General features: G+C 66.6%; 15 protein-coding genes. 12 read left to right on the top strand and 3 right to left on the bottom strand.

Annotated features, from left to right (window positions below; all coding sequences use genetic code 11):
* Positions 1-59 precede the first annotated feature (59 nt).
* Positions 60-569 carry a (2Fe-2S)-binding protein gene (locus Q9Q95_RS17760; protein ID WP_306098485.1) on the bottom strand — a complete coding sequence of 170 codons (510 nt, stop codon included), beginning with the start codon at positions 567-569 and terminating at the stop codon, positions 60-62.
* A 321-nt stretch (positions 570-890) separates the two neighbouring features.
* Between Q9Q95_RS17760 and Q9Q95_RS17765 the strand changes: the two genes are divergently transcribed.
* Positions 891-1697: a class III extradiol ring-cleavage dioxygenase gene (locus tag Q9Q95_RS17765; RefSeq protein ID WP_306098486.1), complete on the top strand. Its 807-nt coding sequence runs from the start codon at positions 891-893 to the stop codon at positions 1695-1697.
* 138 nt (positions 1698-1835) lie between these two features.
* Here the strand turns inward: Q9Q95_RS17765 and Q9Q95_RS17770 are convergent, their stop codons facing one another.
* A complete protein-coding gene (locus Q9Q95_RS17770; protein WP_306098487.1) occupies positions 1836-2597 on the bottom strand; it encodes a class II aldolase/adducin family protein in 762 nt (253 codons plus the stop codon).
* A gap of 124 nt (positions 2598-2721) precedes the next feature.
* Here Q9Q95_RS17770 and Q9Q95_RS17775 point away from each other — a divergent pair, with 124 nt between their 5' ends.
* Positions 2722-3645 carry a DUF3829 domain-containing protein gene (locus Q9Q95_RS17775; RefSeq protein ID WP_306098488.1) on the top strand — a complete coding sequence of 308 codons (924 nt, stop codon included), beginning with the start codon at positions 2722-2724 and terminating at the stop codon, positions 3643-3645.
* Positions 3646-3682: 37 nt separating this feature from the next.
* On the opposite strand, the gene Q9Q95_RS17780 is transcribed toward Q9Q95_RS17775, so the two are convergent.
* Positions 3683-5089, bottom strand: a complete 1407-nt coding sequence (locus tag Q9Q95_RS17780) for a short-chain fatty acyl-CoA regulator family protein (RefSeq protein ID WP_306098489.1) — start codon at positions 5087-5089, stop codon at positions 3683-3685.
* 258 nt (positions 5090-5347) lie between these two features.
* On the opposite strand from Q9Q95_RS17780, the gene Q9Q95_RS17785 reads away from it, so the two are divergent.
* From Q9Q95_RS17785 to Q9Q95_RS17830, 10 genes are all read left to right on the top strand, one after another.
* Entirely contained in the window at positions 5348-6874 is a 1527-nt protein-coding gene (locus Q9Q95_RS17785) for an acyl-CoA carboxylase subunit beta (protein ID WP_306098490.1), read from the top strand.
* A gap of 40 nt (positions 6875-6914) precedes the next feature.
* Entirely contained in the window at positions 6915-7436 is a 522-nt protein-coding gene (locus tag Q9Q95_RS17790) for a hypothetical protein (RefSeq protein WP_306098491.1), read from the top strand.
* Positions 7433-7852 (top strand): methylmalonyl-CoA epimerase, encoded by a 420-nt coding sequence (mce, locus tag Q9Q95_RS17795; protein ID WP_306098492.1) that lies wholly within the window; start codon positions 7433-7435, stop codon positions 7850-7852. The genes Q9Q95_RS17790 and mce overlap by 4 nt, the downstream gene beginning before the upstream one ends.
* A gap of 33 nt (positions 7853-7885) precedes the next feature.
* On the top strand, positions 7886-8650 hold the full coding sequence (locus Q9Q95_RS17800) for an enoyl-CoA hydratase-related protein (protein WP_306098493.1): 765 nt from the start codon (positions 7886-7888) through the stop codon (positions 8648-8650).
* Between the two features lie 97 nt (positions 8651-8747).
* Entirely contained in the window at positions 8748-10871 is a 2124-nt protein-coding gene (gene scpA, locus Q9Q95_RS17805) for a methylmalonyl-CoA mutase (protein WP_306098494.1), read from the top strand.
* Positions 10868-11227: a hypothetical protein gene (locus Q9Q95_RS17810; protein WP_306098495.1), complete on the top strand. Its 360-nt coding sequence runs from the start codon at positions 10868-10870 to the stop codon at positions 11225-11227. The genes scpA and Q9Q95_RS17810 overlap by 4 nt, the downstream gene beginning before the upstream one ends.
* Positions 11224-12213: a biotin synthase BioB gene (gene bioB, locus Q9Q95_RS17815; RefSeq protein WP_306098496.1), complete on the top strand. Its 990-nt coding sequence runs from the start codon at positions 11224-11226 to the stop codon at positions 12211-12213. The genes Q9Q95_RS17810 and bioB overlap by 4 nt, the downstream gene beginning before the upstream one ends.
* Positions 12210-12587, top strand: a complete 378-nt coding sequence (locus Q9Q95_RS17820) for a lysozyme inhibitor LprI family protein (protein ID WP_306098497.1) — start codon at positions 12210-12212, stop codon at positions 12585-12587. Before bioB ends, Q9Q95_RS17820 begins: the two co-directional genes overlap by 4 nt.
* Complete coding sequence (locus tag Q9Q95_RS17825) at positions 12587-12925, top strand: hypothetical protein (RefSeq protein WP_306098498.1); 339 nt, start codon at positions 12587-12589, stop codon at positions 12923-12925. The genes Q9Q95_RS17820 and Q9Q95_RS17825 overlap by 1 nt, the downstream gene beginning before the upstream one ends.
* Positions 12925-14931: an acetyl/propionyl/methylcrotonyl-CoA carboxylase subunit alpha gene (locus Q9Q95_RS17830; protein WP_306098499.1), complete on the top strand. Its 2007-nt coding sequence runs from the start codon at positions 12925-12927 to the stop codon at positions 14929-14931. The genes Q9Q95_RS17825 and Q9Q95_RS17830 overlap by 1 nt, the downstream gene beginning before the upstream one ends.
* Positions 14932-14984 lie beyond the last annotated feature (53 nt).

Raw genomic sequence — 14984 nt, forward strand, 5'->3', positions numbered from 1 at the left:
TTCGCCGGATGAGCGGTTGCTGAATTGCGGCGAAAGGTAACTGAAAGAATTGGGACATTTCATTCCGGTCCCGGCGGCTCGACTTGCGGTTCGGGCTCGGCCGGCAGCGCCGCGTCGCCGCGCGCCGCGCGCGCAGCTTCGGTGATCGCGCCGATCAGCCGCGGATAGATGCCGCAGCGGCAGATGTTGGGGATCGCGCTTTTGATGTCGTCTTCGGAAGGATTGCGGTTGTTGCGCAGCAGGATCGACGCGGCCATCACCACGCCGGGGATGCAATAGCCGCACTGGACGACGTTGGTCGCGAGCAGCGCCTGCTGCACCGGATGGCTGCGATCCTTGGAAAGCCCCTCGATCGTGGTGACGAAGGTCCCCTCGAGCGCGCCGAGCGTCTCCTGACAGGCGAGCCGCAATCCCCCGTCGACATCCACCGCGCAAGCGCCGCAATCGCCCGTGCCGCAGCCATATTTGGTGCCGGTGAGGTTGGAAGCGTCGCGTAGCGCCCAGAGCAACGGCGTGCGCGGGTCCATCTTGTATTCGACCGGCTGATTGTTGACGGTGAAGCGAGTCACTCTTGCCCCTCCGGCTGGCGAGAAGGGGTCGGGGAGGCGCTGTCGGTGCTAGCCATGGCTCGACCATGCCCTCCCGCGACCCCACCTGCAAGCGCGCGCGGAGCGCCGGGAAACGACGTGTTTCCCAAAGCGGCATTGCGGCAAGCGCGCGTGGCGCCGATGTTGGATTCGCAGGGCCAAGTTTCACGGTTTGCACGGCAATCGTGGAATAGAGTTGCTGCACTTTGAAACATTATTTCAAGTATCCGCGCCCTTCGCTGCGGTGAAACCCTGCGCATTGCGACGGAACATTAGTAGAACAATTCCCGATAGGACAGCCCGATGACCGTTAGAATGCCGACCCTGTTCCTTCCGCATGGCGGCGGCCCATGCTTTTTCATGGATCCGGCCGGCGGCCCGCCCGACCCGATGTGGCAGCCGATGCAGGCCTATCTGGCCGGGCTGATCGCGTCGCTTCCGGAGCGGCCGCGGGCGATCCTGCTCGTCTCGGGACATTGGGAGGAGGATCAGGTCACCGTCCATAGCGGCGACGGACAACCGTTGCTGTTCGACTATCACGGCTTTCCCGCGCACACCTATCGGCTACGCTGGGACGCACCGGGCGCGCCCGACGTGGCGATGCGGGCGAAGACATTGCTCGAGGGTGCGGGCTTCCCCGTAGGCGAGGAGCATGCGCGCGGCTGGGACCATGGCGTGTTCATTCCGATGATGGTCGCGGTGCCCGGCGCCGACATCCCGCTGGTCCAGCTCTCGCTACGCAAGGATCTGGATCCGGCGGCGCATATCGCGATGGGGCGGGCGCTGGCGCCGTTGCGCGACCAAGGCGTGCTGATCGTCGGCAGCGGCATGAGCTTTCACAATCTGCGCGTCCGCGGGCCGCAGGTGACGCCGGTGGCGGACGAATGGGACGCGGCTCTGGTCGATGCAGTCACCGATTCCGATCCGGCGCGGCGGGCAGAGCGGGTAGCCGGGTGGGACAGGCTTCCGCATGCGCATTTTGCCCATCCGCGCGAGGAGCATCTGCTGCCGCTGATGGTCGCGCTCGGCGCGGGCGGCGACGAGCCGGCGGTGGCGGAGTATCGCGACCATGTCATGGGTTGGGCGGTGAGCGGGTTCCGGTTCGGGTAGACTCCCTCTCCCGGTGGGAGAGGGAAGGGGTCCGCTCGCGTAGCGAGTGGGAAGGGTGAGGGCGAGCGACAATCGAGCTGATCGCCCTCACCCTTCCGCGCCTTCGGCGCTCCCTCCCTCTCCCGATGGGAGAGGGATTTACTCTCGCCAGCTGCGGTCCGTGCGATCGACCAGCCGGACCATCGCGGCGAAGTCGGCGGCGCCGGGGCCGCCGGGGACCTGCGCCATGTGGAGGTCGCGCTGGTGGACCGCGACGACTTCGTCCGACACCAGCAACGGCGCGCCCATCGACATCGTCGCGAGCTGGATCTCGCAGGCGCGCTGGAGCGCCCAATGCCTGACGAACGCCTCGGGCAGGGTGCGCCCCATTACGAGGATGCCGTGGTTGCGCAGCAGCATCACCCGCTTGTCGCCGAGATTGGCGAGCAGCCGTTCGCCTTCCTCGTCGCGCACCGTCACGCCTTCGAAATCGTGATAGGCGATCTGCCCGGCGAAATTGCACGCGTAGAAATTGACCGGGCGCAGCCCGCCCTCGACGCTGCTCACCGCCATGCCGGCGGTGGTATGGGTGTGCATGATGCAATGCGCATCGGGGAGATGGCGGTGGAACAGGGCGTGCTGGACGAAGCCGGCGCGATTGACCGGCCAGGGAGAGCCGTCGAGCTTGTTGCCGTCGATGTCGATCTTGACGAGGTTCGACGCCTTCACTTCGCTGAAATGGAGCCCGAACGGGTTGATCAGGAACGCACCTTCCTCGCCGGGCAGCTTCACGGTGATGTGGTTGTAGATCATCTCGGACCAGCCGAGCATGTCGAACACCCGGTAGCAGGCGGCGAGCTGCTGGCGCGCCTCCCACTCGGCTTCGCTGATGCCGGGCGTCTGCGCGAGCGCGGTGGCCATGATAGCTCTCCCAAGGCTTTTTTCGTTGATCGGGTATGCCATGCCGCGTGCCTCGGCGGCAACTCCCGGATCCAAATCCCGCTCGGTGCGTTACGGGGGCGCAACGATTAGGGGATCTGCCGACATGCGAAGGGTGAAACTGCGCCAAGGGGCGGCGCTGGCGGGACTGTTGATGCTCGGCGCGTGCGGCGGCGCGGGCGCGGGCGGCGCTGGAAACGGATCGGCGGAAGTGGCGGCGACCCCCGCCACCGCGGCAAAATTGAGCGCCTATACCGAGGCGTACAATGCGCTGATCGATACGTTCGGGCTGCCGAGGACCGCGACGGAATATAAGGAAGAACGCGTGGCGAGCCGTTCGCCCGCCGACGACATCTCGATCAGCCAGGGCTGGATCGAGACCGCGCACGGCAAATTGAAGGCGGCGCGCGCGCTGCCGGGGGCGCTCGGCCCGCTCGACGCGGCTGCCGGGACGCTCGACACCGCGCTGGAGAAGCTGATGGCGCGGCTCGGGCCGCTGTACAGCTATTACAACACCAAGGCCTATCGTCAGGACGCGCTCAAACGGGGCAAGGCCGAAGACGCGCAGATGACCGCCGAGTTCGACGCGGCGCTCAAGGCGATGGACGATTTCAACACGGCTTTGGTCCAGCAGCGCCGCGCCGGGACCGACGCCGAGCTCGCCCAGCTCAAGGCGGACGGCGACACGGTCGGCTACAACAACAAGCAGGCGATGCGGCAGGCCGAGGACCTTGTCGCCTTGTTCGATAAGCCTGAGGATCTCAAGGACCCGGCGGTGTTCGCGAAAGGCGATGCGCTGGCCGGATCGCTCGAGAAACTGCTCGCCGAGCAGCAAAAGGCACTTGCAGCGGCCAAGGCAAAGGCGACCGAGCCGATCGAGAAGAGCCGGCTTGGCGTTTACGGACTGGTCGGCGACATGCTCGGAACGATGATCGGGCAATATCGCCAGCTCAAGCAATCGCATTCGGGCAATGATGCGCAGTCGATGGTCGATTCGTACAATCGGGCGGTGGGGATGGGAATGATGTGATTTGATCAAATCCTCCCCGAGCTCGCTCGGGGAGGATTTATGAAAAAGCATAGGGCACGACGCTGCGCCGATCCGCGTCGATCTCGATGACCGAGCCCGCGGGCGGGAAGGCGCGCTGGTCGCAATCGGCGCGCGGGCAGATGCGGCAGCTGGCGCCGATCGGGGTCGCCGCGCCGCCGGGGCGGAGCGCGTCGGCATAGACGAAGTCGGCGGCGTGGGCCTCCTCGCATCCCAGCGCCACCGCATAGCGCCGCGGCGGGCGGGCATAGCTGCCCGACGGCTTGACCAGCCCCTTGGCCATCGAGACGTAGCGTGTGCCGTCGGGCATCTCGGCGAGCTGGACGAGGATGCGGTCGGGGATCGCGACGGCTTCGTGGACGATCCACAAAGGGCAAGCGCCGCCCAATGCGGCGAATTGGAGCCGGGTGGCCGAGTGGCGCTTGGTGATGTTGCCGGCCATGTCGACCCGGCAGAAGAAAAAGGGCAGGCCGGCGGCACCGGGGCGCTGGAGCGTCGACAGGCGATGGCACGCCTGTTCGAAGCTCACTCCGAAGCGCTGGCGGAGCCGGTCGATATCGTGGCGGACCTCGCGGGCGCGCGACCGGAAGGCGTTGTACGGCATCAGCAAGGCGCCGGCGGCGTAATTGGCGAGGCCGACGCTGAGCAGTTCGCGCGACGCCTGGCTGGCGAGCCCGGCCTGCGCGACGACGTGGCGCATCTCGTTGGCGAATTCGTAGCGGACGAGGCGGTGGGCGAGCAGGAAGGCGCGGCTCTCGGGCGGCAGGCCGGAATTGAGCGCGAGCGTGCGCGCGCCCTCGTCGAAGCGGCTGAGCTGGCTGCCGTCGCTATCCTCGCCGATCACCCGGACGCCGTGCCAGCGGCGCAGCCGGTCCTCCAGCGCCTGGGTGATCGGGCCCTCGTCGAGCGCGTCGGCGAGCGCCTCGGCCGAGCGATCGATCGCGTCGATATAATTGCCCTCGGCCTGGAACCAGTCGCGCACTTCTTCCCATGGGAGCGGGGCGGCGTCGCTCGATCCGGTGTCGAAGCGGTCGTCGAGGACACGGAGCTGCTCCTGGCTGCGGCGCCACGCCTCGTGCACCGCGACGAGACGGCGGGCGAGGAGTGGCTGCTGCTCGAGCCCGCGGCGGACATCGGTCTCGCTCAACGGGTGGGCGGCGATGCTGGTGTCGGTGGCGGCGTCGATCGTGCGGAGCAGATTCGAGGTCTCGGCCTCGGCGCCGATATCGGCCGCCTCCATCGGGAATTCGCGGGCGAGCGCGAGGAGGACGACGTCGGTGATCGGGCGGCCGTTATTCTCGATCTGCGAGAGATAGGGCACCGAGATGCCGAGCCGCGCGGCCATCGCAGCCTGGCTGAGGGCAAGGCGGCGGCGGAGATCGCGCAGGCGAAAGCCTTCGAACAGGCGGCGGCGGGGTTGAGTCATAAATCCTCCCTCGCGAAGCGGGGGAGGTGGCATGCGAAGCATGACGGAGGGGGGCTGTCCACGGGCCACTCGCTTGCGGAGACGCCCCCTCCGTCGCCTTCGGCGCCACCTCCCCCGCTGCGCGAGGGAGGATTGATCTGGATCGCTTCTCTCATCCGTCGACCATATTCTGCAAACCTCTACGCCGCAACTTTGCAACATTGCAATTGCCTCCTTGCTTCCGCCCTGTGCAGAAGGCGCCACCGCCGGGAGAACCCAATGTCGTCGACGATCGAGGAACTGGAGCGCCGCCGCGCCGCGGCCCGGCTGGGCGGCGGGCAGAAGCGCATCGACGCGCAGCACGCCAAGGGCAAGCTCACTGCGCGCGAGCGGGTCGAGGTGCTGCTCGACGAGGATTCGTTCGAGGAGCTCGACATGTATGTCGAGCATAATTGCGTCGATTTCGGCATGGAGACCCAGATCGTCCCCGGCGACGGCGTGGTCACCGGCAGCGGCACGATCAACGGCCGGCTGGTGTTCGTGTTCAGCCAGGACTTCACCGTGTTCGGCGGCTCGCTCTCGGAGCGTCACGCGCAGAAGATCTGCAAGATCATGGACATGGCGATGAAGGTCGGCGCGCCGGTGATCGGATTGAACGACAGCGGTGGCGCGCGGATTCAGGAAGGCGTCGCCAGCCTCGGCGGCTATGCCGAAGTGTTCCAGCGCAACGTGCTCGCCAGCGGCGTAGTGCCGCAATTGAGCCTGATCATGGGCCCCTGCGCAGGCGGGGCCGTCTATTCTCCCGCGATGACCGACTTCATCTTCATGGTGAAGGATTCATCGTACATGTTCGTCACCGGCCCGGATGTAGTGAAGACCGTCACCAACGAGATCGTCACGCAGGAGGAACTGGGTGGAGCGGTGACGCATACCACGAAGTCGGGGGTCGCGGACGTGGCCTTCGACAACGACATCGAGGCGCTGCTCGCGGCCCGCGACTTCGTGGACTTCCTGCCCGCATCGAACCGCGAGGACGTTCCCGAGCGGCCGTGCGACGATCCGTGGGACCGGATCGAGCCCAGCCTCGACAGCCTGATCCCGCCGAGCGCCAACCAGCCCTACGACATGCACGAATGCCTGCGGAAGGTGCTCGACGAGGGCGAATTCTTCGAGCTCCAGCCGAGCCATGCCGGCAATGTGCTGATCGGCTTCGGGCGGATCGAGGGGCGCACGGTGGGGGTGGTCGCCAACCAGCCGATGGTGCTGGCGGGGGTGCTCGACATCAATTCGAGCAAGAAGGCGGCGCGGTTCGTACGCTTCTGCGACGCATTCGACATCCCGATCGTGACTTTCGTCGACGTGCCGGGGTTCCTGCCCGGGGTCGGGCAGGAGCATTCGGGGATCATCAAGCACGGCGCGAAATTGCTGTTCGCTTATGCCGAGGCGACGGTGCCCAAGATCACCGTGATCACCCGGAAAGCCTATGGCGGCGCCTATGACGTGATGGCGTCGAAGCATCTGCGCGGCGACTTGAACTATGCCTGGCCGACCGCCGAGATCGCGGTGATGGGGGCGAAGGGCGCGGTCGAGATCATCTTCCGGGGCAAGACGCCCGAGGAGATCGCCGAGCGCACGGCCGAATATGAGGCGCGCTTCGCCAATCCGTTCGTGGCGGCGAGCAAGGGTTTCATCGACGAAGTGATCCTGCCGCATTCGACCCGGCGGCGAGTGGCGCTGGGGCTGCGGAAACTGCGCAACAAGCAGCTTGAGAACCCGTGGAAGAAGCACGACAACATTCCGCTGTGAACGGCGCCGCACCGGCCGCCGAAAGCATGCAAGGACCAAGATGATCAGCTTCCTCCTCGCGCTTGCCCTCGGCGCCCAGACCGCAACGCCCGCGCCCGCCGTCGCCCCGGCACCCGGGGTGTGGGTGTTCCGCGAGAGCAGCGATCCGGCCCAGCCGAAAAGCGCGACCGCGACGGTGCGCTCGGCCGACGGCTCGCGGCTGCTGCTGCGCTGCGACACGGTGAACGTCCCGATCGTCTCGGTGCAGTTCATGCCGAAGACCCCGGTGCCGGCGGGCGATTCGCGTATCGTCACGCTGACCCTCGACGAGGGTATGGCCGACATGACCTCGTGGCTGTTCCCGGGGAAGGGCGCCTATAATGGCGAGCCTCCCGAAGTGTATCTGATCGCCGACGAGATCGCCAAGGCGAAGAAGGTTCGGCTCGGCTTCGCCGAGGGCGAGACGATGATCGAGCGCGACTTTGCCGGTCCGGGCAGCGACGCGATCTTCCGCAAGGTCTACGCGACGTGTGGACTGCCTTATGCGATGCCGTCGGTCACGCCGGCGCCCAGCAAGCAGTGAAACTCGGCCGCCTCAACCATGTCGGTGTCGCGACGCCGTCGATCGCGGACTCGATCGCTTTCTATCGCGACGTGATGGGCGCGGCAGTGATCCGCGAACCGTTCGACTTGCCCGCGCAGGGGGTGAGAGTGAGCTTCGTCGATACCCCCAACAGCCAGATCGAACTGATCGAGCCGCTGGGGGAAGACTCGCCGATCCACGGCTTTCTCGCGAAGAACCCGGCGGGGGGACAGCACCATCTGTGCTATGAGGTGCCCGACATCCGCGAAGCCAAAGCGTGGTTCGAGAGCAAGGGCGCCAGGGTGCTCGGCGAACCGCGGATCGGTGCGCACGGCACGCCGATCTTCTTCGTCCACCCGAAGGACATGGGCGGAGTGCTGACCGAGATCATGGAGACGCCGCGCGATGGGCATTGAACAGCATGTGCAGGAGCACGTCGGGGCTATGCAATGAGCGAGATCCTATACGCGCTCGACGGCGATGTCGCGGTGGTCCGGCTCAACCGGCCCGACGAGTTGAACGCGCTCACCCTCGACATGCTCGATCTGCTCGCGGCGACGCTTGGGCGGGCGGTGGAGGACGGCGCGCGTGCGGTGCTGCTGACCGGCGAGGGGCGGGCATTCTGCGCCGGCGCCTCGCTCAAGGAAGGCTCGGGCGGCGATCCCGGCGACCGGCTGCGCAACCATTACAATCCGGTCCAGCAGACCATGGCCGATCTGCCGATCCCGATCGTCACGGCGATGAACGGCCCCGCGGCGGGCGCGGGCGCATCGCTGGCCTTGGGTGCGGACATCGTGATTGCGGCGCGCGCATCGTATCTGCTGCTCGCCTTCGCCAATATCGGACTGGTCCCCGATGCCGGCGCGACCTGGCTGATCGCCAAGGCGGCGGGGCGCGCCAAGGTGCTCGAGATGGCATTGCTCGGCGAGCGGCTTTCGGCGCACGACGCGCAGGAAGCCGGGTTGCTCACTCATGTCGTAGACGATGGCGTCGTGTTCGATACCGCGATGAGCTATGCGCGGCGGCTCGCGGCGATGCCGACGGTCGCGCTCGGGCTGATCCGCAAGCAGATCAAGGTGGCGCTGAGCGGCACGCTGGAGGAGACGCTGGCGCTCGAGGCGGAGCATCAGTCGGTCGCGGCGCGTTCGCAGGATTTCCAGGAGGGTGTCGCGGCGTTCCTCCAGAAGCGCAAGCCGGAGTTCAAGGGCAAGTGAGCACGAGCGTTCGTCGTGCTCCTGCGAAAGCAGGAGCCCAGAGTCACGAAGGGCATCGCTCGGGGCCCTGGGCTCCTGCTTTCGCAGGAGCACGGAAGTGAGCGATCTCGATGCATGGGCGAAGCTTGCCGCGAAGGAAGTGAAGGACGCCGATCTCACCTGGCACACGCCCGAGGGGATTGCGGTCAAACCGCTCTACACCGCCGCCGACGCGCCCGATCCCGGGCTGCCGGGCTTTGCGCCGTTCACCCGCGGGGTGAAGGCGACGATGTATGCCGGGCGGCCATGGACGATCCGCCAATATGCCGGCTTCTCGACCGCCGAGGAATCGAACGCCTTCTACCGTCGCAACCTCGCCGCGGGACAGAAAGGACTGTCGATCGCCTTCGATCTCGCCACGCACCGCGGCTATGACAGCGATCATCCGCGCGTCACCGGCGATGTCGGCAAGGCCGGGGTGGCGATCGATACGCTCGCCGACATGCAGATCCTGTTCGACGGCATCCCGCTCGATCAGATGTCGGTGAGCATGACGATGAACGGCGCGGTGCTGCCGTGCCTCGCTTTCTACATCGTCGCGGCCGAAGAGCAGGGGGTGCGGCAGGACCAGCTCACCGGGACCATCCAGAACGACATCCTCAAGGAGTTCATGGTCCGCAACACCTATATCTATCCGCCCGAACCCTCGATGCGGATCGTCGCGGACATCATCGCCTATACCGCGCAGCATATGCCGCGGTTCAATTCGATCTCGATCTCGGGCTATCACATGCACGAGGCGGGGGCGACGGCGGTGCAGGAGCTCGCCTTCACGCTTGCCGACGGCATGGCCTATGTCCGCGCCGCGATCGCGCGGGGCTTGAGCATCGACGCGTTCGCCGGGCGGCTGTCCTTCTTCTTCGGCATCGGCATGAACTTCTTCATGGAAGTGGCGAAGTTGCGCGCGGCGCGGATGCTGTGGAGCCGGATCATCGAAGGGTTCGGCGGCAGCCCGCGCTCGCAGACCTTGCGCACGCATTGCCAGACCTCGGGCGTGTCGCTGACCGAGCAGGACCCGTACAACAACGTCATCCGCACCACGATCGAGGCGATGGCGGCGACCTTCGGCGGCACTCAGTCGCTCCACACCAACAGCCTCGATGAAGCGGTGGCACTCCCGACCGACTTCTCCGCCCGGATTGCGCGGAACACCCAGCTGATCCTGCAGGAAGAGACCGGGATGACGCATGTCGTCGATCCCTTGGGCGGCAGCTATTATGTCGAGGCACTGACGCAGGAACTCGCCGACAAGGCTTGGGCGCTGATCGAGGAAGTCGAGGCGCTCGGCGGGATGACCCACGCGGTCGAGAGTGGCATGCCCAAGGAGCATATCGAGCGCGCCGCCGCGGCGCGGCAGGCACGGGTCGATCGCGGCGAGGACGTCGTCGTCGGGGTGAACAAATATCCCAACCCCAACGATGCGCCGATCGACATTCTCGAGATCGACAATACGCGGGTGCGCGCCGACCAGATCAAGCGGATCGCGCAGACCCGCGCCGATCGCGATGCGGCAAAGGCCGAGCAAGCGCTGGGCAATCTGCGCCGCGGGGCCGCGGGGAGCGAGAATTTGCTCGCGCTGTGCGTCGAGGCGGCGCGGGCGAGGTGTACGCTGGGCGAGATGTCGGCGGCGATGGAAGTGGCGTTCGGGCGCCACGCCGTGGGGGTGACTCCGATCAAGGGCGTCTATGGCCCCGCGCATGCCGCGGACAAGGGCTGGCTGCGCGCCGGCGAAGGCGTCGCCGCGTTCGAGCGCCGCGTTGGCCGCAAGCCGCGGGTGCTGGTCGCCAAGATGGGGCAGGACGGGCATGATCGCGGCGCCAACGTCGTCGCCAGCGCCTTTGCCGATCTCGGCTTCGACGTGGTCTCCGGACCGCTGTTCCAGACCCCGGCCGAGACCTGCGCGCTGGCGCTGGAGAGGCAGGTCGACGTGGTCGGCGCGTCGAGCCTTGCCGCCGGACACAAGACGCTGATCCCCGAGCTGGTGACTGCGCTCAAGGAAGCGGGGCGGCCCGACATCAAGGTCGTCGCCGGCGGCGTGATCCCGCCGCAGGATTACGAATTCCTCCGCGCGCACGGTGTGCAGGCGATCTTCGGCCCCGGCACCAACCTTGTCAGCGCGGCCACGGAAGTGCTCAAGCTGCTCGGCCACAATCTGCCGCCGATCGAGGAAGCAGCCGAATGACCGAAGACGAAACCATATCCGAGCGGAAGGACGAGCTGCCGTTCGGCCGCGCTTATGATTATTTCAAGCATTTGACCGGGATCTCGCTGGTCTCGATCGGCGGCGTGTTCGCCTTCATGGACGGCACCGGCGCCACGTTCGATCCGCGTCGGGTGATCATAGTATTGGCCGCGATCGGCGTTGCAGGAGTGATCAGCCTGCTGATGGCGGGTGCGCTCGTCACGATCGAGGTGAAGACTATTGTCTATGCGAAGCTCGCCCGGCAGGTGCGTTATGGCTTGATCTCGGCGACCTTCTTCCTCGCGATCGGCCTCGGCTCGTTCATTCAAACCTTTGCATCGGCGATACTCAAATGATCCGTACCGACTGGACCCGCGACGAGATCGCCGCATTGTTCGACCTGCCGTTCGGCGAACTCGTGTTCCGCGCGCAGACCGTCCACCGTAAGCATCACGCGCCCGATCAGGTCCAGATGTCGACCCTGCTGTCGATCAAGACCGGCGGCTGCCCCGAGGATTGCGGCTATTGCAACCAGTCGGTGCATGCCGAGACCGGGCTCAAGGCGACCAAATTGATGGACGTGCGCGCGGTGCTCCAGGCCGCTGCGCAGGCCAAGGACAATGGCAGCTCGCGCTTCTGCATGGGCGCGGCATGGCGCAACCCCAAGGACCGCGACATGCCCGCCATCGTCGAGATGGTGAAGGGAGTGCGCCAGATGGGGATGGAGACCTGCATGACGCTGGGCATGCTCACGCCCGCGCAGGCCGACATGCTCGCCGATGCCGGGCTCGATTATTACAACCACAATATCGATACTTCGCCCGAACGTTATGGCGAGGTGATCACCACCCGTAGCTTCGAGGATCGGCTCGACACGCTCGAGCATGTCCGCACGGCGGGGATCAACGTGTGCTGCGGCGGGATCGTCGGGATGGGCGAGACGCGCGGCGACCGGGTGGGGTTCATCCATGCGCTCGCGACGCTGCCGCGGCATCCCGAGAGCGTGCCGGTCAATGCTTTGGTGCCGGTGAGGGGCACCGTGCTCGGCGACATGCTCGCGGATACGCCGCTGGCCAAGATCGACGAGATCGAGTTCGTGCGCACGGTCGCGGTGGCGCGGATCACCATGCCGGAATCGATGGTGCGGCTGTCGGCGGGGCGCGAGAGCATGAGCGATTCGACCCAGGCGCTCTGCTTCATGGCCGGCGCCAATTCAATCTTCACCGGCGACAAATTGCTCACCACCGGCAATGCCGGCGACGATGCGGATGCCGCGCTGTTCGCAAAATTAGGGCTGACCCCGCTGCAGGGCGACACGGTGATGCAGGTGGCGGCGGAGTGATCGCGACGGCTCTCTTGCTCCTCGTCGGCGTGCAAGGCCTGAATTGCGACAATCCGATCGCGCAATCGGACATGACCCGGTGTGAGGTTCGCCGCTTCGAAGCTGCCGATACTGCGATGAACAAGCAGTGGAAGACGACCTTGGCGCTGATGCGCGACTATGATCGATCGCCGGAAAATGACGGCCGGCCGGGCTATGCCGATCAGTTGCTCAAGGCGCAGCGGGCGTGGCTCGCCTATCGCGACGCGCATTGCGACAGCGACGGCTATCGGATGCGCGGCGGCAGCGCCGAGCCGATGCTGGTCGCCTCCTGCCGGGCCGAGCTTACCGAGGCGCGGGCGAAGCAACTCGCGGCGCTGGCGGAGACGCATTGATGCGCGGCCGACTTGCCGCCTTTGCCGCTGCGGCGTTGGGCTTCGCCGCGCCTGCGCAGGCTTGCTCGATATATCCGCCGCGGCTCTATCAGGCCGATGCCGATGTGGTCGTAGTCGGCAAATTGGCCGTGTCGCGCGACACGGTGATGCCGCGGCGCGTGCTCAAGGGCGAACGTAGGCGCGTCTACCCCGTAGTGTGGCATTCGCTGCCCGACGATGACGAGTGCAGGTTCCTCTCGGCGGTCCCGCGCGACCGCGGAGTGTATTTTCTCAAGCGCCGCGAAGACGGTGCGTACGACGTGTTGTGGACCGAGGATCGCTGGAAGATGGTGCGCTGATGTTCAAGAAGATCCTGGTCGCCAATCGCGGCGAGATCGCCTGCCGGGTGATGCGCACGGCGAAGAGGATGGGGATCGCGACGGTCGCGGTCTATTCGGACGCCGACGCGCGGGCGCCGCACGTGCTGATGGCCGATGAAAGCGTGCGGCTGGGGCCGGCGCCGGCCGCGGACTCCTATCTCAAGGCCGAACTGATCCTGCTCGCGGCGAAGGAGACCGGGGCGGATTGCATCCATCCGGGCTATGGTTTCCTCTCCGAGCGCGAGAGCTTCGCCCGGGCGTGCGCCGAGGCGGGGATCGCGTTCGTCGGGCCGCCGCCGAACGCGATCGCGGCGATGGGCGACAAGATCGAATCGAAGAAGCTCGCCAGGGCGGCGGGGGTGAACGTCGTCCCCGGTTTCGTCGGCGAGATCGCGGATACCGAACAGGCGGTGCGGATCGCCGGCGAGATCGGCTATCCGGTGATGATGAAGGCCTCGGCCGGCGGCGGCGGCAAGGGGATGCGGCTGGCCTATAACGAGCAGGACGTCCGCGAAGGCTTCGAGGCGACGCGGCGCGAGGGGCTGGCGAGCTTCGGCGACGACCGCGTGTTCATCGAGAAGTTCATCGAACAGCCGCGCCATATCGAGATCCAGATACTCGGCGACCAGCGCGGCAACATCGTTTATCTGGGTGAGCGCGAATGCTCGATCCAGCGGCGGCACCAGAAAGTGGTCGAAGAGGCGCCGTCGCCGTTCGTCAGCCCCGAGATGCGCAGGGCGATGGGCGAGCAGGCGGTCGCGCTGGCGCGGGCGGTGGGCTATTACAGCGCGGGCACGGTCGAGCTGATCGTCTCGGGCGCGGACCCGACCGGCGCGGGCTTCTACTTCCTCGAGATGAATACCCGGCTGCAGGTCGAGCATCCGGTGACCGAGGAGATTACTGGGCTCGATCTGGTCGAGCAGATGATCCGGGTGGCGGCGGGCGAAAAGCTCGCTTTCACGCAGGACGACGTCAGGCTGAGCGGCTGGGCGATCGAGAACCGGGTCTATGCCGAAGATCCGTATCGCGGCTTCCTGCCGAGCACCGGGCGGCTGGTGCGCTATCGCCCGCCGGTCGAGATGCGCGACGAGGACGGCGTCACGCGGGTCGACGACGGCGTGACCGAGGGCAGCGAGATCTCGATGTTCTACGATCCGATGATCGCCAAACTGGTGACCTGGGCGCCGACCCGCGAGGCGGCGGCGGACCGGCAGGTCGCGGCGCTCGATCGCTTCCGGATCGACGGGATCGGACACAATATCGACTTCCTCTCGGCGATCATGCAGCATCCGCGCTTCCGCGAAGGCGCGCTGACCACCGGGTTCATCGCCGAGGAATATCCCGAAGGGTTCGAAGGCGCGCCAGCCTCGCCCGAGCTGCGGCGCAGGCTGGCGGCGGCGGCGGCGGTGATCGATCTCGAGCGGACGCGCCGCGCCGGAGAGATTAGCGGCCAGCTCAACGGCCCGGTTGCGCCGAAGGGCGAACGCGTCGTCACCGTGGACGGCGAGCGGTTCGAAATGACGGTCGAGAACCAGAGCGGCGTGCAATTGGTCCGCGGCGCCGGCGAGCCGATGGAACTGATCGGGCATTGGCGTCCCGGCGAGCCGCTGTTCGCGGTGCGCATCGACGACGCGCCGCTGACCGTCGGAGTCGAGCGCAAGGGCGCGGCGTGGCGGCTGACCGCGCATGGCGCGGCACACCGGATCGAAGTGCTGCCGCCGCATGTCGCGCAATATCGCCACCACATGATCGAGAAGGTGCCGCCCGATCTGTCGAAGTTCTTGCTCGCGCCGATGCCGGGGCTGCTCACCCGGCTCCATGTCGCGCCGGGCGACAGGGTCGAGGCGGGACAGCCGCTCGCGGTGGTCGAGGCGATGAAGATGGAGAATATCCTGCGCGCCGAGCGGGCAGGTGTGGTGAAGGCGGCGAACTTCGCGCCGGGCGAGAGTCTGGCGGTGGACGTGGCGATTTTGGAGTTCGAATAGGGTCTTGTGCTGCTGCGAAAGCAGGAACCCAGGACTATGAAGGGCATCGCTTG

It is taken from the genome of Sphingomonas sp. DG1-23, assembly GCF_030730875.1.
GTDB lineage: Bacteria > Pseudomonadota > Alphaproteobacteria > Sphingomonadales > Sphingomonadaceae > Sphingomonas.